The organism is Geminicoccus flavidas (assembly GCF_009806515.1).
In the GTDB taxonomy this organism is placed as follows: domain Bacteria; phylum Pseudomonadota; class Alphaproteobacteria; order Geminicoccales; family Geminicoccaceae; genus Geminicoccus; species Geminicoccus flavidus.
The window spans coordinates 1-16,939 of the sequence record NZ_WUJP01000711.1 but is presented as its reverse complement, the minus strand read 5'-3'; the positions used below and the strand labels follow the sequence as shown (position 1 = coordinate 16,939).

20 protein-coding genes and 1 tRNA gene are annotated in these 16,939 nt (G+C 67.3%); 11 read left to right on the top strand and 10 right to left on the bottom strand.

Annotated features, from left to right (window positions below):
• Both EQG76_RS20460 and EQG76_RS20455 read left to right on the top strand, forming a co-directional pair.
• Window positions 1-1,239, top strand: a 1,239-nt coding sequence (locus EQG76_RS20460) for a TrkH family potassium uptake protein (protein ID WP_159716192.1), incomplete at its 5' end; no start/stop codon positions are given.
• The gene (locus EQG76_RS20455; protein ID WP_159716191.1) at window positions 1,232-1,903 is read left to right on the top strand and encodes a potassium channel family protein; all 672 of its coding nucleotides are present in this window, start codon (window positions 1,232-1,234) and stop codon (window positions 1,901-1,903) included. The genes EQG76_RS20460 and EQG76_RS20455, both read left to right, overlap by 8 nt.
• A gap of 15 nt (window positions 1,904-1,918) precedes the next feature.
• On the opposite strand, the gene EQG76_RS20450 is transcribed toward EQG76_RS20455, so the two are convergent.
• On the bottom strand, window positions 1,919-2,350 hold the full coding sequence (locus tag EQG76_RS20450) for a response regulator (protein ID WP_159716190.1): 432 nt from the start codon (window positions 2,348-2,350) through the stop codon (window positions 1,919-1,921).
• Window positions 2,351-2,718: 368 nt separating this feature from the next.
• Here EQG76_RS20450 and EQG76_RS20445 point away from each other — a divergent pair, with 368 nt between their 5' ends.
• The 4 genes from EQG76_RS20445 (at window position 2,719) to EQG76_RS20430 (ending at window position 5,666) form a co-directional block, all read left to right on the top strand.
• Window positions 2,719-3,015, top strand: coding sequence for a ribbon-helix-helix domain-containing protein (locus EQG76_RS20445; RefSeq protein ID WP_159716189.1), 297 nt, complete (start codon window positions 2,719-2,721; stop codon window positions 3,013-3,015).
• Window positions 3,016-3,084: 69 nt separating this feature from the next.
• Entirely contained in the window at window positions 3,085-3,480 is a 396-nt protein-coding gene (locus EQG76_RS20440; RefSeq protein ID WP_159716188.1) for a VOC family protein, read from the top strand.
• 31 nt (window positions 3,481-3,511) lie between these two features.
• A complete protein-coding gene (locus EQG76_RS20435; protein WP_159716187.1) occupies window positions 3,512-4,078 on the top strand; it encodes a gluconate 2-dehydrogenase subunit 3 family protein in 567 nt (188 codons plus the stop codon).
• Window positions 4,079-4,094: 16 nt separating this feature from the next.
• A complete protein-coding gene (locus EQG76_RS20430) occupies window positions 4,095-5,666 on the top strand; it encodes a GMC family oxidoreductase (protein ID WP_159716186.1) in 1,572 nt (523 codons plus the stop codon).
• A 92-nt stretch (window positions 5,667-5,758) separates the two neighbouring features.
• On the opposite strand, the gene EQG76_RS20425 is transcribed toward EQG76_RS20430, so the two are convergent.
• Window positions 5,759-6,094 carry a Lin0512 family protein gene (locus tag EQG76_RS20425; protein ID WP_159716185.1) on the bottom strand — a complete coding sequence of 112 codons (336 nt, stop codon included), beginning with the start codon at window positions 6,092-6,094 and terminating at the stop codon, window positions 5,759-5,761.
• A 155-nt stretch (window positions 6,095-6,249) separates the two neighbouring features.
• Here EQG76_RS20425 and EQG76_RS20420 point away from each other — a divergent pair, with 155 nt between their 5' ends.
• On the top strand, window positions 6,250-6,426 hold the full coding sequence (locus EQG76_RS20420) for a DUF1328 domain-containing protein (protein ID WP_159716184.1): 177 nt from the start codon (window positions 6,250-6,252) through the stop codon (window positions 6,424-6,426).
• A 42-nt stretch (window positions 6,427-6,468) separates the two neighbouring features.
• Here EQG76_RS20420 and EQG76_RS20415 read toward each other — a convergent pair whose 3' ends face one another.
• Entirely contained in the window at window positions 6,469-7,677 is a 1,209-nt protein-coding gene (locus EQG76_RS20415) for a YbfB/YjiJ family MFS transporter (RefSeq protein ID WP_159716183.1), read from the bottom strand.
• A 100-nt stretch (window positions 7,678-7,777) separates the two neighbouring features.
• Between EQG76_RS20415 and EQG76_RS20410 the strand changes: the two genes are divergently transcribed.
• Entirely contained in the window at window positions 7,778-9,583 is a 1,806-nt protein-coding gene (locus EQG76_RS20410; RefSeq protein ID WP_159716182.1) for an ABCB family ABC transporter ATP-binding protein/permease, read from the top strand.
• A gap of 258 nt (window positions 9,584-9,841) precedes the next feature.
• Here the strand turns inward: EQG76_RS20410 and epmA are convergent, their stop codons facing one another.
• The gene (gene epmA / locus EQG76_RS20405; protein ID WP_159716181.1) at window positions 9,842-10,888 is read right to left on the bottom strand and encodes an EF-P lysine aminoacylase EpmA; all 1,047 of its coding nucleotides are present in this window, start codon (window positions 10,886-10,888) and stop codon (window positions 9,842-9,844) included.
• A gap of 133 nt (window positions 10,889-11,021) precedes the next feature.
• On the opposite strand from epmA, the gene efp reads away from it, so the two are divergent.
• Window positions 11,022-11,591 carry an elongation factor P gene (gene efp / locus EQG76_RS20400; RefSeq protein ID WP_159716180.1) on the top strand — a complete coding sequence of 190 codons (570 nt, stop codon included), beginning with the start codon at window positions 11,022-11,024 and terminating at the stop codon, window positions 11,589-11,591.
• Window positions 11,592-11,600: 9 nt separating this feature from the next.
• Here the strand turns inward: efp and EQG76_RS20395 are convergent, their stop codons facing one another.
• The 5 genes from EQG76_RS20395 to EQG76_RS20375 form a co-directional block, all read right to left on the bottom strand.
• Window positions 11,601-12,413 (bottom strand): DUF1194 domain-containing protein, encoded by an 813-nt coding sequence (locus EQG76_RS20395; protein WP_159716179.1) that lies wholly within the window; start codon window positions 12,411-12,413, stop codon window positions 11,601-11,603.
• Window positions 12,414-12,518: 105 nt separating this feature from the next.
• Window positions 12,519-13,187, bottom strand: coding sequence for an MBL fold metallo-hydrolase (locus tag EQG76_RS20390; RefSeq protein ID WP_159716178.1), 669 nt, complete (start codon window positions 13,185-13,187; stop codon window positions 12,519-12,521).
• Window positions 13,188-13,296: 109 nt separating this feature from the next.
• Complete coding sequence (locus EQG76_RS20385; RefSeq protein WP_159716177.1) at window positions 13,297-14,205, bottom strand: bifunctional 5,10-methylenetetrahydrofolate dehydrogenase/5,10-methenyltetrahydrofolate cyclohydrolase; 909 nt, start codon at window positions 14,203-14,205, stop codon at window positions 13,297-13,299.
• Window positions 14,206-14,264: 59 nt separating this feature from the next.
• Window positions 14,265-14,582 carry a DUF167 family protein gene (locus EQG76_RS20380; RefSeq protein WP_159716176.1) on the bottom strand — a complete coding sequence of 106 codons (318 nt, stop codon included), beginning with the start codon at window positions 14,580-14,582 and terminating at the stop codon, window positions 14,265-14,267.
• A 3-nt stretch (window positions 14,583-14,585) separates the two neighbouring features.
• Window positions 14,586-14,909 carry a YggT family protein gene (locus EQG76_RS20375; RefSeq protein WP_159716175.1) on the bottom strand — a complete coding sequence of 108 codons (324 nt, stop codon included), beginning with the start codon at window positions 14,907-14,909 and terminating at the stop codon, window positions 14,586-14,588.
• Window positions 14,910-15,081: 172 nt separating this feature from the next.
• On the opposite strand from EQG76_RS20375, the gene EQG76_RS20370 reads away from it, so the two are divergent.
• Both EQG76_RS20370 and EQG76_RS20365 read left to right on the top strand, forming a co-directional pair.
• Window positions 15,082-15,157: transfer RNA gene (locus EQG76_RS20370), tRNA-Ala, on the top strand.
• Window positions 15,158-16,217: 1,060 nt separating this feature from the next.
• On the top strand, window positions 16,218-16,475 hold the full coding sequence (locus tag EQG76_RS20365) for a hypothetical protein (RefSeq protein WP_159716174.1): 258 nt from the start codon (window positions 16,218-16,220) through the stop codon (window positions 16,473-16,475).
• Window positions 16,476-16,767: 292 nt separating this feature from the next.
• Here the strand turns inward: EQG76_RS20365 and EQG76_RS20360 are convergent.
• The coding region (locus EQG76_RS20360; RefSeq protein WP_159716173.1) for a CsbD family protein at window positions 16,768-16,939 on the bottom strand (172 nt) is incomplete at its 5' end.

Sequence of the window (16,939 nt, the reverse complement as noted above, 5' to 3'; positions counted from 1 at the left end):
GCCCGGGCCGGCCCTGGCAGCGCGCCCTTGCTCACTGCCCTGTTCACCGCGACCTCGGCCGCCTGCGTGACCGGGCTGATCCTGGTCGACACCGGCAGCTACTGGTCGCCATTCGGCCAGGTCGTGATCCTGCTCCTGTTCCAGCTGGGCGGGTTCGGGATCATGACCAGCGCCACGCTGCTCGGCATGCTGATCTCGCGGCGGATGCGGTTTCGCAGCCGGCTGATCGCCCAGGCCGAGACCCGCAGCCTAGCGCTGGGCGACGTCACCGGCATCCTGCGGCTGATCCTGCGGGCGACCCTGGCGGTTGAGGCGGTGACCGCCCTGGTCCTGATCCTCCACCTGCACCTCAACCATGGCGAGCCATGGGGGGACGCCGCCTGGAACGGCCTGTTCCACGCGATCTCCGCCTTCAACAATGCCGGCTTCTCGACCTATCGCGACAGCCTGATGGGCTTTGTCGCCGATCCGGTGATGCTCCTGTCGATCATGCTGGCAGCCGTGATTGGTGGGCTGGGCTTTCCGGTGCTGTTCGAGCTGCGCCACGAGCTGCGCCAGCCGGCGAGCTGGTCGATCCATACCAAGATCACGCTCACGGGCACTGCCCTCCTCCTGGTAGGCGGCACCTTGATCATGGCGCTCTACGAGTGGGGTAACCCGGCCACCCTCGGTCGTCTGGAGCCGCTGGACCGTCTGGTGAACGCGCTGCTCCTTTCGGTGATGACGCGCAGCACCGGCTTCAACAGCGTCGAGATCGGGATGCTGCAGCCGGAATCGCTCCTGGCGAGCTATGGCCTCATGCTGATCGGCGGCGGTAGCGCCAGCACCGCCGGCGGGATCAAGGTCACCACCTTCGTGCTGCTTTGCCTGATGGCGCGTGCGGAGATCCGCGGCCAGGCCGACACCACCGCCTTCAACCGCCGCATCTCGGCCCATGCCCAGCGCCAGGCAGTGACTGTGGCGCTGTTTGCCATGCTGGCCGTGGGTGTCGGCACACTCCTCCTGCTCTCGGTGACCGACCTCCCGGTGCGCGACGCGCTGTTCGAGGTGATCTCGGCTGCCGCCACGGTCGGCCTTTCCACCGGAGTCACGCCGGACCTGACGCCGCCCGGCCAGTTGCTCATCGTCGTCCTGATGTTCACCGGCCGGGTCGGCACCGTCACCCTGGCAACCGCGCTGGCCCTGCGCGAGCAGAAAGTCCCTTTCCGCTATCCCGAGGAGCGCCCGATCATTGGCTGACCCGATCATTCCCGAAGGCGACGGCGTGGCAGTGATCGGCCTCGGCCGGTTCGGCAGCGCGGTGGCGGAATCCTTGGTCCGGCTGGGCCATGACGTGCTGGCCATCGATGCCGATGGCGAACTGGTGCAGCGCTGGGCGGAGCGGCTGACCCATGTGGTGGAAGCTGACTGCACCAGCATCGACGTGCTGCGCCGCCTAGGCGTCCACGAGTTCCACCATGTGGTGGTCGGTATCGGCACCAATATCGAGGCGAGCGTGCTGAGCGTGCTGGCGCTTAGCGAACTGGGTGTGGGTGACATCTGGGCCAAGGCGGTCAGCCGCAACCATGGCCGGATCCTGGAGCGGACCGGGGCCCACCACGTGGTCTATCCCGAGGCGGAGATGGGCGAGCGGGTCGCCCATCTGGTGACCGGCAAGATGATCGACTTCATCGAGTTCGACGACGGGTTCGCGATCGTAAAGACCCGCGCACCCCGCGCGCTGGTCGGCCGCACCCTGGCCGAAGCTGGGGTGCGCCAGAAGTATGGAATCACGGTGGTGGGGGTGAAGCGGCCGCACGAAGACTTCACCTATGCCCGCCCGGAGACGGTGGTCGAGCGCGGCGACCTCTTGATCGTGTCCGGCCCCACTCGGAAGACCGAGGCCTTCGCCGCACTGACCTGAACAGGGCGGGCGGCTTCAGGCTTGGCCGGTGCGGATCTGCTCCAGCCGCCGGCCGAGTTCGCTCCAGACCATCGGCTTCAGGATCCAGCCAAGGGGCTGGGCCGCTTCGGCGCGGGCGCGGGTTTCGGGATCGCCATGGGCGGTGACGAAGACAGAGCGGATCCCGTAGCGCTGCAGGATCTCGACCGCGGCGCTGACCCCGTCCAGCCGCCCTTGGAGCCGGATGTCCATCAGCACGACGGCCGGCCGCTCGCTGCCGCACAGCCGCACCGCCTGGTCGGCGCTCATGGCGAGGCCCACCACCTCGTAGCCGGCCTCCGACAGGGCGGCTTCGATCTCGATCGCCACGAGCCAGTTGTCCTCGACGATCAGCACGCGCCGGTCTTCGTTGGCATGGCCGGCCCCCTGTTCCGGCCCGCTTGCGGCCACAGTCCCTCCTTCGTTCATCAACGAGATCCGCACCGTCAGCCGCCACTGGTACCCCCACCGGCCGCAGGGCTGTCCCGGCGGCAGATGCAGTCACACGTCGCGAGGCGAATGACGGCACTCGTCTTCTGCCGGCCGAGGATTCCTCCAGTGCCGGAGCCGTTAAAACTCTTGGATCAATATTGACCAACTCTCCAGCAAAATCATCATCATAAATGCATACTCTGTGCGTTGGATCGAACCATTACCGGCAAACCACTGCAGCAAGGTATGGCAGGGATCTCCCGACGGATCCGGCCGAGCCACTCCTGCCCGCGGTACAGGAGTAGAGCGCTTGCTCTCCTTCGAGGCGAGCCTATCCTTCCACAGGACGTTCAGGGAGAGCCCCCATGTGCCGGATCTACAGCGCTACCGATCCGAAGCTGTACGAGCAGGTCACCAAGTCGGTCCGGCTCCATGGTGCGGTGACCAGCATCCGGCTCGAGGCGAGGTTCTGGACGATCCTGGACGAGATCGCGCAGCGCGAGGGCATCAGCACGCCGCGCTTCGTCACCAAGCTCTACGACGAGGTGCTGGACCGCGAGGGCGAGGTACGCAACTTCGCGTCGCTCTTGCGGGTGGTCTGCACAATCTATCTGGACCGGGTGAAGCCGGCCGCCCAGCCGGTGGCAGCCGCCGCGGCGTAGTAGGGCCGTACTACCACCTCTCCTTCAAAGGCCTCTAGATTGGCTTGAAAGAAGGAATGGGAGGCGGTGATGGCCAAGGCCATCCACTCGATGCTGCGGGTTCTGGACCTGGAGCGGTCGGTCGGCTTCTACGAGCACGGCTTCGACCTGAAGGTCGCCGACCGCTTCGATTTCGACAGCTTCACGCTGGTCTATCTGCGCAACGCCGAGGCGGATTTCGAGCTCGAGCTGACCCTGAACAAGGGCCGCACCGAGCCTCACGACCTGGGCGATGGCTACGGTCATCTGGCATTCGCCGTAGACGACCTGCAGGCCCAGCACGATCGCTTGGCGGCGACCGGTGCTGCGCCCACTCCGATCAAGGAACTGTCCCAGGATGGCCGGCCGCTGGCCCGCTTCTTCTTCGTCCAGGACCCGGACGGCTACAAGATCGAGGTGCTGCAACGGCCGGGCCGCTACCAGTGAGTCGAGAAGCAAGCAGCGAGGGAGGCTGAGGATGGGCACCAGGCGAATCTATGAGAACCGGCGGGCCTTCCTGCGCAAGCTGGTCCAGGGCACTGCCACCGTGGCCATCGCGGGCGGTGCCGTCTCGATCGTGGGCGTGGATGGTGCCTGGGCCATGTCGCTGCAGAGCATCGACGCGCGTGGCGCGAAGACGCTGCTGCGCATGGCCCGGCTGATGTATCCGCACGACCAGCTGGGCGATTTCTACTACGCCAAGGTGGTCGAGGATCTGGACCGCGAGGCGACCGGGTCGCCGGAAACCGCCAGGCTCCTGAGGGACGGCGTGGCGGTGCTGGACGAGGCGTACGGCCAGCCTTGGATCGAGCTGTCCGAGGGCTACCAGCTCCAGGTGATGGAGAAGATCTCGGCCGAACCGTTCTTGGGGAAGGTCCGGGGGGCGACGGTGGTCTCGCTCTACAACAATCCGACGCTCTGGCCGGTGTTCGCCTACCAGGGCAGTTCCGCCGAATATGGCGGCTATCTCGACCGCGGCTTCGACGACCTCGCCTGGGGTGAGATCCCCGACGAGGAAGCCAGCCCAGAAGCGTACCGGGGCTGAGGGGAAGGAAGCGGCGATGGCCAAGTACGACCTGAACGACGACCATGTGGTGGTGATCGTCGGCAGCGGCGCCGGTGGCGGCACGCTGGCCAACGAGCTCTGCCAGAAGGGCATCGACGTGGTGCTCCTGGAGGCGGGCCAGCGCCAGGGGCCGGACACCTTCATCAACGACGAGTGGGCGTCCTTTGCCCAGCTCGCCTGGCTGGACAAGCGCACCACCTCGGGCAGCTGGCGGGTGGCGCGGGACTTCCCGAACCTGCCGGCCTGGATCTGCAAGACGGTGGGCGGCTCCACCACCCACTGGGCGGGCGCCTCGCTGCGCTTCCAGGAGCACGAGTTCAAGGCGCGCACCACCTATGGCGCCATCGACGGCGCCAACCTGCTCGACTGGCCGATCACGCTGGCCGAACTGGAGCCGTTCTACGACCGGGCCGAGAAGAAGATGCGGGTCACCCGCACCAACGGCTATCCAGGCCTGCCCGGCAACAACAATTTCCGGGTGATGTACACGGGTGCCAAGCGCCTGGGCTACAAGACCGTCCATACTGGGCGGATGGCGATCAACTCGACGCCCTTGGACGACGGCCGCTCCTCCTGCCAGCAGGCGGGCTTTTGCTTCCAGGGCTGCAAGTTCGGCGCGAAATGGTCGACCCTCTACACCGAGATCCCGGCGGCCGAGGAGACCGGCCGGCTGGACCTGCGTGCGGGCGCCCAGGCGCTGAAGATCGAGCATGACGCCAGCGGCAAGGTGACGGGCGTCCTCTATGCCGACGAGAAGGGCGACCAGCACCTGCAGAAGGCGCGGGTGGTGTGCGTGGCCGGCAACTCGATCGAGAGCCCGCGCCTGCTCCTGAACTCGGCCTCGTCGATGTTCCCCGACGGCCTCGGCAACTCGTCCGGGCAGGTCGGGCGCAACTACATGCGGCACACCACCGGCTCAGTCTACGCGACCTTCGAGAAGCCGGTGTTCATGTTCCGCGGCACCACCATGGCCGGGATCATCCAGGACGAGGCGCACCACGACCCGAAGCGCGGCTTTGCCGGCGGCTATGAGCTGGAAACGCTGTCGCTGGGCCTGCCGTTCATGGCGGCGTTCCTGGACCCGGGTGCGTGGGGGCGCGAGTTCACCCGCAAGATGGACCAGTATTCCCACATGGCGGGGATGTGGATCGTCGGCGAGGACATGCCCCGGGAAACCAACCGGGTGACGCTCAACACCGAGGTGAAGGACCAGTTCGGCCTGCCGGTCGCCAACGTCCACTTCGACGACCACGAGAACGACGAGCGGATGCGCAGCCACGCCTTCCGCCAGGGCAGTGAGGTCTACCGGGCGGCGGGCGCGCTTGAGGTCTACGAGGTGCCGCCCTACCCCAGCACCCATAACCTCGGCAGCAACCGGATGTCGGCCGAGGCGAAGGACGGGGTGGTCAACCGCCACGGCCAGAGCTGGGATGTGAAGAATCTGTTCGTTTCGGACGGCAGCCAGTTCACGACCGGCGCCACCGAGAACCCGACGCTCACCATCGTGGCGCTGGCGATCCGCCAGGCGGAGTTCATCCGCGACGGCATGGCCAAGAACGAGATCTGACGGTTCCTGGCCCCGGGCGCGTGCGGTTTCTGCCGCGCGCGCCCTTCTTGTTCAAATGGACCCGAAGCCGGGCCCGATGCGGGCCGGTCCGGTCAGATGCCGACCTCGACCGCCGCCACCACCATGCAGATCTGCCCGAATTCCGGCGTGCCGGATGGGGTCAGCATGCCGCCGTCGACCACTTCCAGCGTCACCTCGCCATGGGGGAGCGCCGCCTTCACCGTATCCAGGTCGACCCCGCCGGCACCGGCCGGTACGCCCAGGCGGACATGCACCTTCATCGTGTGCCCTTCATTGGTTAGGGCCCGCATGGCTGGCAGGTAGTTGTGCCCGATCGCGTCCTTGATCGCCTTCACCGACGCCTTGGTCGGGTCCTGGCCCTGCAGGTCCGCGCCCATGCCGAGCTCGATGAACATCAGACGGTCCATGCATTTCCTCCCTGGTTGCTGGAGGTAATCTTGGCATGCAGGCAGCACGGCGGCTACCGGGAACCGCACGCCTGGCCAACACTTGTTACCTTGCGAACCAAGCAGGCCCGAACCGGCCTCAACTTGGCCATAAAACAAGCTGTGAGGTACGAGCCATGCTCTACTGGGCGCTGATCTTTCTTGTTATCGCGCTGATCGCGGGCCTGTTCGGCTTCGGCGGTATCGCCTCGGCCTCGGCAGGTATCGCGCAGATCCTGTTCTTCATTTTCCTCGTTCTGCTGGTCGTCAGCCTGATCATGTACTTCGTGCGTGGTCGCGGCACGCGAGTATAGCTCGGGCGTGGCCGCTTTCGCCTGCACGGGCCCGCATTCGCGTCAGGATGCGGGCCCGTCTGCATGGATGCCTCGAGCCACCAGGCGCCGGTGACACTCGGCCAGGACCGTTCCCAGCGCTAGCATCCCGCCGCCTGCCAGGAACAGCACGCTCATCTCGCCGCTCAGCGACAGCAGTTCGGCCATCAGCACGGCGCCCAATGCCTGGAGCAGGGCGAACATCATAGTCAGCCGTGCCCAGGCGCGCTGGCGCAGCCGCGGCTCCAGCAGCTCGGTGATTCGACCTGACGCCAGCGAAGCGGTGGCCGGCGTGAGCGCGCCGACCAGAACGGAAGAGACCACCAGGGCCGGCAGTGTGGGTGCTAGGACCGGCAGCAGCACTGCCGCCGCCTTCACCGCCAGGGCCAGGGTAAAGCTGCGACCGAAGCCGAAGCGTGCTGCGACCAGCCCCATGGTCGCAGGCCCGAGCGCCGCGCCAACCCCGAACAGGCTCCATTGCAGCCCACCGGCGGCAATCCCTTCACCCAGCTCGCGCGCCACGAAATCGACCCAGTAGACCGTGTGCGGCACGAACCCGACCGCGTCGCAGCCATAGGCCATCGCCAGGAGCGGCATCCATGGCCTGACGGGGACCGGCTCCCCCTGCTCCACCGGACCAGCCGGCCCCGCCAGCGAGCCCGGCCAGACCTGCCAAGTGGCCACGGCCAGGAATGCGGCGAGGATGGCCAGCGTCAGCCAAGCGATTGCCGTGCCAAGCTCGGCCAGGAGCGGCACGACGACCCCCGAAAAGGTGATCCCGACGCCGATGCCGGTGAAGACCAAGCCGCCCGCGCGAGCGCGCTGCTCTGGCGGGAGCGCCGCCAGCACGGCGGGTGCGGCCAGCACCATCAGGATGCCGCCGGTCACGCCCGCGACGAAGCGAGCCAGCACCAGCCAGGCGAACGAGACCGGCAGGGCGCAGGCAGCCAGCGACAGCGCCGTTCCTATCATGGCAACCCGCAGGGCAGGCCGCAGATTGAGCCGCCTGGCCACGGTGCCGCCACTGGCCGCGCCGACGAGATAGCCGATCACGTTGGCGCCAGCGAGGTAGCCGGCCTCGACCGGGCCTAGCCAGCCCTCCCCGATCATGCCGGGCACCAGGGCGGCATAGGCGAACCGGCCGAGGCCGATACCGGTAAGCAGGGCGGCAAACCCGGCGAGGACCAGCACCAGGAGCGGCGTCGCCAGCCGCAGAGATCGAAAGGAGGTCATCCGGGAGTCGAATCCGCAAGGACGGGCTGAGGCCGGCACCTTGCCGGCTGGGAAGCGAGGTACCACGATCCCGGCCAGAGCGCGCCTCCGGGAGAATGGCTTGACCCGCGACATGCCGGCGCCGGCCGGCCAGCTTCCTTCCTTCCGTGCGCTGCTCAAGGTCTTCTGGCCAAGTGACCTGCCGGGCCTCCGCCTCCGCTTCGGCGGCACCATCGCCCTGCTCGCCAGCGCTGCGGCGATCAACGCTCTGGTGCCGCTCCTGTTCGCCGCCCTGGTCGACAAGTTGTCCGGCACCCATGCGGTAGCCGCAGCACCTGCCGCGATCCTGGCGGGCTATGTCGTGCTGCAATGGTGCTCGCGCCTGGGCAATGAACTGCGCTGGATGCTCTACGGCCCGCTCGAGCAGCGGCTGCGCCGCCAGGTCGGCCTGAAGGCCCTGGAGCATCTGCACGGCCTGTCCCTGCGCTTCCACCTGGACCGGCGCACCGGCCAGATCGCGAACATCCTCGGCAACGGGCTGGATGGCCTGCGTGAGGTGCTGTTCAACGTCGTGTTCCTGATCCTGCCGCTCCTGATCGAGATCCTGTTCGTCGCCGCGGTGATGCTGGTGCGGGTCGCCCCGTTCTTCGCGCTGGTCCTGTTCTGCACCCTGGCGGTTTACCTAGTCGTGCTGGTGGTGGGCTCGGAATGGCTGCGCGGGCACCAGAAGCAGGCGGCCAGCCGCCGTGCGGCCGCGCATGGCGAGGCGATCGACAGCCTGCTCAACTACGAGACGGTGAAGTATTTCGGCAGCGAGGCGGAGATCGCCCGCCGCTATGATGAAAGTCTCGCCGAGGTCGAGACGCTCACCGTCCGGGCCCTGACCTTCCGCAGCCTGACCGGGATCGCCCTCGTCTCGATCCTGGCGGTCGGCATGATGGCGATCCTGTTCACGGCGCTTGGCCGGGTGCAGGCGGGCAGCATGACCGTGGGCGACCTCGTCCTGGTCAACACCTATCTCCTGCAGCTCGTCCGACCGATGGAGCGGTTGGGCCAGCTCTACCGCCAGATCAAGCAGTCGCTGGTCGACCTGGAACTGCTCCTGGAGCTAATGGCCGAGACCCCGGACATCACCGACCGGCCGGACGCCCGCCCGTTGCGCCCGGGCAAAGGCGAGATCCGCTTCGAGGGGGTGAGCTTCCGCTATGGCGAGGAGCGCCCGATCCTGACCGATCTCGACTTCACGGTCCCGGCCGGGCGCAAGGTGGCGCTGGTCGGCCCCACCGGCTCGGGCAAGTCGACCGTCACCCGGCTCCTGTTCCGCTTCTACGACCCGACCGCCGGCCGGATCCTGGTGGACGGCCAGGACATCCGCACGGTCACCCTGGCCAGCCTGCGCCAGGCGATCGCGGTCGTGCCGCAGGACACGGTGCTGTTCAACCAGACCCTCGCCTACAATATCGGCTTCGGCCGCCCGGACGCCACGCCGGCCGAGATCGAGGCGGCTGCCGAGGCGGCCGAACTGGACGCGTTCATCCGCATCCTGCCGGACGGCTACGCCACCCTGGTCGGCGAGCGCGGCCTGAAGCTGTCCGGCGGCGAGAAGCAGCGGGTCGCGATCGCCCGCGCGATCCTCAAGCGCCCGCGCATCGTGATCCTGGACGAAGCCACCTCGGCCCTGGACGCCGCCACCGAGGAAGCCGTCCAGACCAACCTCGCCCGGCTGGTCCAGGGCGTGACCTCGCTGGTGGTGGCCCACCGCCTGTCCACCGTGGTGGATGCCGACGAGATCCTGGTGCTGGACGAGGGCCGGATCGTCGAGCGGGGCACGCATGGCGAGTTGCTGGCCAGGGGCGGGATGTATGCGGAGCTTTGGGCGCGACAGTCGACGGCTGAGGAGATCATCGACTGCAACGCCCCGCGCTAAACATGCCGGCTACCTTCAGGCACCCTGGCTGACAAGAGCAGTCAACACTCGATGCAAGATCAACCTACTCAGGCATCTTGGTGACTTGCCACTTCCTTCCCCCGTCATGGCTGGACTCGACTCGGTCATCCAGTCTTCTCGGTCATCCCTGGATGGCCGGCTCAAGGCCGGCCATGCCGAAGAGGTAGGGCCGCCATGGCCAGCATGGTTACTGTCAGCCTCGGGATGATCCACAACACCGCCAGTCCATGACGGCCTTCACCCCCGTGGCACCGGCACCCACAGCACATGCTCGATGCTGGGCGCCCCGGTCGCCAGCATCACGAGGCGGTCGAAGCCCAGCGCGATCCCGGCGCTGTCCGGCATGAGCGCCAGCGCCGCCAGGAACTCCTCGTCCAGCGGATAGTGGTAGCCGTAGATCGCCTGCATCGCCGCCATGTCCGCCTCGAAGCGGCGCCGCTGCTCGGCAGGATCGGTCAGCTCGCCGAAGCCGTTGGCGAGCTCGACCCCGCAGGCATAGAGCTCGAAGCGCTCGGCCACCCGGGGATCGGTCGGGCTGCGGCGGGCGAGCGCCGCTTCCGGGATCGGGTAGTCGCACAGCATGGTCGGCCGGCCCATGCCCAGGCGGGGCTCGATCCGCTCGACCAGGACCCGGGAGAACACGTCGCTCCAGCCATCGTCCGCGGCCACCCGAATGCCGGCGGCCCCGGCCGCGGCGGCAAGGGCGTCCCGGTCGGTGGCACCGTCCGGGGCCACGGTCGCCAGCAGGTCGATCCCTTCCGCAGCAAAGGCCTCGGCCACGGTCAGCCGCACCGGCTCCGCGAACGGGTCGGCCAGTTGGCCTCGCCAGCTCAAGCCTCGCGCGCCGACTGCCTCGGCAGCGAGCGCCAGGATCGCCGCGCAGTCATCCATCAGCCCGGCACAGCTCCCGCCGACCCGGTACCATTCGATCATGGTGAACTCGGGATGGTGCAGCACGCCGCGCTCGCGGTTGCGGAACACATGGCCGAAGGAAACGATGTCGCCGGCACCCGCCGCCAGCAGCTTCTTCATGGCGAACTCAGGAGAGGTGTGCAGGTGCAGCCGCGCCGTCACGCGGCCGTCGGTCGCCAGCGCCTCGGTCGAAAAGGCGTGCAGATGGGTCTCGTTGCCGGGCGAAAGCTGCAGGCAGGCCGGGTCGACCTCGGTGAAGCCCTGCCCCGTGAACCAGGTGCGCAGGGCGTCGCGGATGCGGTTGCGGCCGAGGAGGAACGGCCGGCGATCGGCATGGACATCCGGGTGCCACCAGGGCGCTGGGGAGGACATGGAGGAAGGCCGCCTTTGGCTGAAGCGCAATGCGAAGCTGGACCGCAAGCCTGCTTACGGCTAAGCGCGACCCAACTTACCGCCCGGCATGGCTGTCGGGGCGGCGCGGACACGTAGCTGATTAGGACAGGTCATGGTCAAGGTCCTGGCGAGCAGCCTGCGCAAGGGCACGGTCGTCGACATCGACGGCAAGCTCTATACGGTGCTCACTGCCCAGAACATCCATCCGGGCAAGGGTACACCGGTCACCCAGCTCGATCTCCGGCGTATCTCGGACGGAGTGAAGATCTCCGAGCGCTACCGGACCACCGAGCAGGTGGAGCGCGCCTATGTCGAGGACCGGCCCTACACCTATCTCTACGAGGATGGTGACGGGTTCCACTTCATGAACCCGGAGAATTACGAGCAGGTCCAGGTGTCCAAGGACATCATCGGCGACAGCGCGCCGTACTTGCAGGAGAACATGACGGTCAACCTCAGCATCCACGAGGGCATCCCGATCGCGTTCGAGCTGCCGAGCCGGGTGACGCTGGAGGTGGTCGAGACCGAGCCCACGGTGAAGGGCCAGACCGCGTCCTCCTCCTATAAGCCCGCCGTGCTGTCCAATGGCGTGAAGACCTCGGTCCCGCCGCACATCAGCGCCGGCACGCGCGTGGTGATCTCCACCGACGACGGCTCCTATCTCGAGCGCGCCAAGGACTGAGCCCCCAGCTCACGGATCGCGGTACCAGGAGCCGCGCATCTTCTCGCCGATGCCGCAATCGACCCGCGGCGCGCGCGTGACGACCAGGGTCGGCGCTGGCGGCAGCCCCGCGATCTCCAGCGCCATCTTCTTGCGGATCGCATCGGCGAAATCCCCGGTGGCCAGCACCGGCACGACGAAGGCGCCGGTGCCCGCGATCACGCAGTCCTCGTAGTAAGTGTCCAGGTCGAAGCCGGTCACGGTCGGGAGCTGCGAGCTCTTGATCATGATCGGCAGGCCGTTCACCACGATCCCGCGATCCGCGATCTCGTCCCGCACCGGCGGGACAGGGGCGCCGGAATTGTTCGGGCCGTCCCCCGAGATGTCGATGATCTGCCGGTCGCCGGCAAAGCCGTTGCCGTCGAACTGGGCGGCGGCAAACTGCAGCGCGGCCGAGATCGAGGTGTAGCGGGTGCGGCCGAGCGGCGCGTCGGCCAGGCGGTCGGCAAAGCGCACCGCGGCGGCCGAGCCGTCGATCAACTGCCAGGGCACCACCATCGCCTGGGAGCGCGGCCCGGCCCATTCCACATAGGCCAGGGCGATCCGCTGCAGCGGCCCGGACAGGATCGCGTCCATCACCTGGTCGTGGGTGATCGCCTCCAGATAGCCGGCGCGCTGGAGGCGCTGCTCGTCCAAATCCATCGAGCCCGAGACGTCGACCGCCAGCACCAGTTCCAGGTCCACCGGCAGGTCCGCGCCGGCCGCCGGCAGGGCCGGAGCCGCCAGCAAGCCGAGCAGCAGCCCGCAGGCTGGCCATCGAACGGTCGGGGATCCCTGCGGCATGCCGGCACCTCGCTCGCCTGATTCCACCAGACTGAGACCGAAGCTGCCTTTTGGTCAACTCTGGATCGGGCCCACCGATGCCGCAGGGCGAAGCCGCAGGCGCGGTCAGCCCTGCAGGAACGGGTTGCCCAGGCGCTCCGCCCCGATCGTCGAGCCCGGCCCATGGCCGCAGATGAAGGCGATGTCGTCGCCGAGCGGCAGGATCTTGGTCCGGATCGACCGGATCAGGGCATCGGTGTCGCCATAAGGGAAGTCGGTGCGCCCGACCGAGCCGTGAAACAGGACGTCGCCCAGGATCGCGAAGCCCAGGCCCGGTGCGGCGAAGGCCAGGTGGCCGGGCGTGTGGCCCGGGCAATGGAGGACATCGAAGGGATGGCCGGCGATCGTGACCTGCTCGCCCTCGGCGAGCCAGCGGTCCGGAACCAGGTTGCGGGCACCCTCGATGCCGAACTGCAGCGCCTGCTGCTCCAGCCCCTCCAGCAGGAAGGCGTCACGGCGGTCCGGCCCCACCACCGGTATGATGGGGGCGCCCTCGGTGCCACTGGCGTTCAACTGCTCCTGCAGCAGGGCGGCACCGGCGGCATGATCGACATGGCCATGGGTCAGCAGGATCTGCTCGACCTTCACGCCATGGCGCGACAATGCCGCCAGGATCATCGGCACGTCCCCACCGGGATCGACCACGGTTCCCACCCCGCTGGCATCGTCGAACAGGATGGTGCAGTTCTGCCGGAACGGGGTGACCGGCACGACCGCGGCCTTAAGCGTGCACATGTTGAAGCGATCTCCTGGGCAAAGCCTAGCGGCAAGGTGATGATTCGGCCGACCGGCGGCAAGCCTGGCCCAGGCAGGATTACCCGGCGCAGGACCGGCGCCCGGTACCCTACACCCAGCGTCCTTGCCTCGATCCTTGCCGGCGGTGCAGCGCGCGCGCCGCGATCAGCGTGTTGTCGAGCAGGCAGGCCACGGTCATCGGCCCGATGCCGCCCGGTACCGGGGTGATGGCGTCGGCCCTGCCTTGCGCCTCGGCAAAGGCGACATCGCCCACCAGCTTCGACTTGTCGCCATCCCCCGCCACCCGGTTGATCCCGACATCGAGCACGGTGGCGCCCTGGCCGATCCAGTCGCCGCGCACCAGTTCCGGCCGGCCCACCGCCGCCACCAGGATCTCGGCCTCACGGCACAAGCCGGGCAGGTCCCGGCTGCGCGAGTGGGCGATCGTGACGGTGCAGTTCGCCGCCAGCAGCAGGGCCGCCAGCGGCTTGCCGACGATGTTGGAGCGGCCGACCACCACCGCACGGCGGCCGGCGAGATCACCCAGCGTCTCCTCTAGGAGGATCATGCAGCCCTTGGGCGTGCAGGGCAGCAGGAGGTCGGTCGGGATCCGGCCGCTCGCCGAGAACAGCCGGCCGACATTGAGCGGATGGAAGCCGTCCACGTCCTTGGCGGGATCGATCGCGCCCAGCACCCGGGTGGCATCGATCCGGTCGGGCAGCGGCAGCTGGACCAGGATGCCGTGCACCCCCTCCTCCTCGTTCAGGGCGGTGACCGTCGCCAGGAGTTCCTCGGTGGTAGTGGTGTCCGGCAGCTCGATCAGCCGCCCGACCATGCCGGCGGCCTCGGCCATTCTGGTCTTGGTGCCGACATAGGCGAGGCTGGCGGGATGACGGCCGACCAGGACCACGGCCAAGCCGGGCATCTGCCCGCCGCCCGCCACCAGGTCACGGACCTCCCGGGCGACCTTGTCGCGCAGCCGCCCGGCAGCTTCCTTGCCGTCGATGATCCTGGTCATGCCTTGAGCCTCTCCCTCGCTTGCGGCCGCGTGCCGGCCCGGCGTCCGTCATCAGCCGTTTATTCCTCTTCCGGCGCTAGCTTCTCCAGGGCGGCCACCAGCCGTTCCGGGTCACCGGCGATCCGCAGGCGCTTGCGCCGGCTGCTTTGGCCGGCCTGCAGCTCGATGGAGGACGGAGCGATGTTCAGCGCGCAAGCCAGTTCGGCGATCACCGCCCGGTTGGCCTTGCCGTCCGCCGCGACCGCCGTGACCCGGACCACCAGCCAGGCCGAGCCGTCCGCCTCAACGACGACCCCCTCGATGCCGTTTCGCCCGGCGCGCGGCTTGGCGCGCACCGCCAGCTCGACCGCGGCACCGGCCGGACGCCAGGCGGGCATGGCTCAGCCGCCCGGGACGATCTGCATCTCGCTGCGATAGGCCATCGGCAGGAGCAGGTCGTAGACGATCAAGTTGCGGGCGAAGTGAAGCAGCAGGATCAGGATCACCGGGCTGATGTCGATGCCGCCGAGATTGGGCATGACCCGCCGGATCGGTGCCAGCGCCGGCTCGGTGATCCGGTAGAGAAACGTGCCGATCGTGTGCACCAGCGGCTGGCGCGGATTGACGACGTTGAACTGCACGAGCCAGGTGAGGATCACCGCGGCGAACAGCAAGGTGAGATAGATGCTGACCGTGGTATCGATCAGGTTCGCGAGTGCGTACATCGTCCTGCCAGGCCCATGGGTCCATGCTGCACCCATCATCCGAGTGCGTGCGGATCATATCGGAACGCCCCGCCCTTACCAGACCCAGCGCTCGCTGCCCCGGCACTGATCACCGCCGCCCCATGACCGCTTGACAGCCACGTCCCCATGCCCGATACCCCGCGCCCGGTGCGGGGCCGTAGCTCAGCTGGGAGAGCGCTAGAATCGCACTCTAGAGGTCGTCGGTTCGATCCCGATCGGCTCCACCACCTTCTTTAGAGATTTCAGCAGCTTAGCGAGCTGCTATTGTCCTAAGACGAGACTTCTGACTTCTAAGGCAGCCCCAAGGCAGCCCCAGGCGGAAAATCAGGGTAATCTGCAGCAACGGAATGGCCGGTGCGCGGCCAAGGCTTTGGCGTGCTGGTTGGCTGTGGCTTGCGGCCCGGCTCGTTCCTCAATCGGCGCGAGCAGTCTACCCAAGGCCTCCAGACGCCTCGCAACCAGGTCGACCTACCGCTGCACCCGGCCCAGCATGCCCAGCATCCGGCTGCCGAGAACGATGCGGCGGTAGCGCTCGAACACGGACGGCCACGCCACAGGTGGCGATCCCGCCCGACCTTGATGGTGATGAACATGACGGCGCTAGCCAAGCCAGACCGCTGCCGGACCAGGACCAGGCGGCCACGGCAAGGCAGCTGCCGGCTGGCCAGCATTTGTGTCCAGCGGCATCTAACTTAGTAAGAACTGGGTGGCCGTGACCCGAAACCGAGGCCGTCAGCTGCCTGAAGGCTACGTCGAAAGTCGTTAGAAGAAAGGGCGCCCTTAGACGCCCTAATCGAGGTACCTTTGATCAAAGTGAAGGGATCTTTGCTCCCTCCAACCTGAGAAACTAGTCGGCTGAGCTTGCCACTCAAGTGGCCCGACACCATTAAGTAAAATTAATGTATGTCTACTTAGTGCTCTGCTGGAATGGAAGGCTCTCACTCTTCATCGCCATGAACACACGCCAAGAGTGCTGTACGCACTCTCTGATCTACCTCAGCCGCGGCCTGATCTGTCGTGGCTGCCTGGCAGGCAAACAGGCGCGCGATGTCATCGGATGATGCGGGGTCTGTGTCGGGACTGGTTGGTGCGGCGCCCAGAGCTGGCTGCTCGTCAGGCATGGAACATCTCCCAAGAACAGGAATATGCCACTCAACCTGCCGCACCCGCCAAGGATCCCACAACGGTCTCAACGCTCGTCCGAGTGGCCGGCCCACCTTTGGCGACGGAACCAGTGCACATGCTTCGGCTTTTGCCACGGCGCACCGCCATGCAGAGCCCGCCGCCATGTCTCAGTTTGAACGGCCAAACCAGTTCGACTTCATCGACAAGTGGCGTATGGCCGAGCGTCGGAAGATCCTGAAGGAGTTCAAGAGGCTGCGGGATGCTGCAGGGGATGATGCGCTGCAGGTCCGTGCGCTGGAGGCCGTCCGGGACAGCAAGATCATCGCATTGGAGAAGGACGCGCTCACGCAGAAGTTCATTGCTGCAGCGGTGGCAAAGCGGCTGGACAAGGTGTGGGGCCAGAGGAGCGACCCTGGCTAGGGGTCGAGTCGCTGCTCCTCGAGGGACAGCGAGTGATCCGCTGCCGGTATGGCTCGTAGATGGAGTAGCCTTATTGCGGCCGGCGGTATGATGAGGGCGACCGGCTGAGCGCCGAGCCAAAGGACGAACGTGACCTTCACCGAAATGGCATTGTGGGCCAGCGCCAACGTTGCCTCGTTCAGTGCAGCCGGCTACCTGCTTTACCGGTGGTCTCGCCCTAGGTGGCGCCCAACGGGAGGAGGCGGGTGAAAGCCGCCTGTCGCCATAGGTTCAGCGGTCAAGCGGCCTGAACTCACTTTTTGCCGACGACTTCCCGGATGCTGTCCTTCGCACCGCCAACGGCGTTCTGAATGCGCCCCTCGTTCTTCTCCGCATTGCCCTCGGCCTCGGTCTTGGCATCGCCGGTCGCCTTGCCGACGGTCTCCTTCACCGAGCCCTTGATCTTCTTTGCGGCACCCTCGACG

Bases quoted from the DNA above. Each gene is read 5' to 3' on its own strand.
- EQG76_RS20450 (WP_159716190.1), bottom strand. From the start codon at position 2,350: ATGAACGAAGGAGGGACTGTGGCCGCAAGCGGGCCGGAACAGGGGGCC.
- EQG76_RS20445 (WP_159716189.1), top strand. From the start codon at position 2,719: ATGTGCCGGATCTACAGCGCTACCGATCCGAAGCTGTACGAGCAGGTC.
- EQG76_RS20440 (WP_159716188.1), top strand. From the start codon at position 3,085: ATGGCCAAGGCCATCCACTCGATGCTGCGGGTTCTGGACCTGGAGCGG.
- EQG76_RS20435 (WP_159716187.1), top strand. From the start codon at position 3,512: ATGGGCACCAGGCGAATCTATGAGAACCGGCGGGCCTTCCTGCGCAAG.
- EQG76_RS20430 (WP_159716186.1), top strand. From the start codon at position 4,095: ATGGCCAAGTACGACCTGAACGACGACCATGTGGTGGTGATCGTCGGC.
- EQG76_RS20425 (WP_159716185.1), bottom strand. From the start codon at position 6,094: ATGGACCGTCTGATGTTCATCGAGCTCGGCATGGGCGCGGACCTGCAG.
- EQG76_RS20420 (WP_159716184.1), top strand. From the start codon at position 6,250: ATGCTCTACTGGGCGCTGATCTTTCTTGTTATCGCGCTGATCGCGGGC.
- EQG76_RS20415 (WP_159716183.1), bottom strand. From the start codon at position 7,677: ATGACCTCCTTTCGATCTCTGCGGCTGGCGACGCCGCTCCTGGTGCTG.
- epmA (WP_159716181.1), bottom strand. From the start codon at position 10,888: ATGTCCTCCCCAGCGCCCTGGTGGCACCCGGATGTCCATGCCGATCGC.
- efp (WP_159716180.1), top strand. From the start codon at position 11,022: ATGGTCAAGGTCCTGGCGAGCAGCCTGCGCAAGGGCACGGTCGTCGAC.
- EQG76_RS20395 (WP_159716179.1), bottom strand. From the start codon at position 12,413: ATGCCGCAGGGATCCCCGACCGTTCGATGGCCAGCCTGCGGGCTGCTG.
- EQG76_RS20390 (WP_159716178.1), bottom strand. From the start codon at position 13,187: ATGTGCACGCTTAAGGCCGCGGTCGTGCCGGTCACCCCGTTCCGGCAG.
- EQG76_RS20385 (WP_159716177.1), bottom strand. From the start codon at position 14,205: ATGACCAGGATCATCGACGGCAAGGAAGCTGCCGGGCGGCTGCGCGAC.
- EQG76_RS20380 (WP_159716176.1), bottom strand. From the start codon at position 14,582: ATGCCCGCCTGGCGTCCGGCCGGTGCCGCGGTCGAGCTGGCGGTGCGC.
- EQG76_RS20375 (WP_159716175.1), bottom strand. From the start codon at position 14,909: ATGTACGCACTCGCGAACCTGATCGATACCACGGTCAGCATCTATCTC.
- EQG76_RS20365 (WP_159716174.1), top strand. From the start codon at position 16,218: ATGTCTCAGTTTGAACGGCCAAACCAGTTCGACTTCATCGACAAGTGG.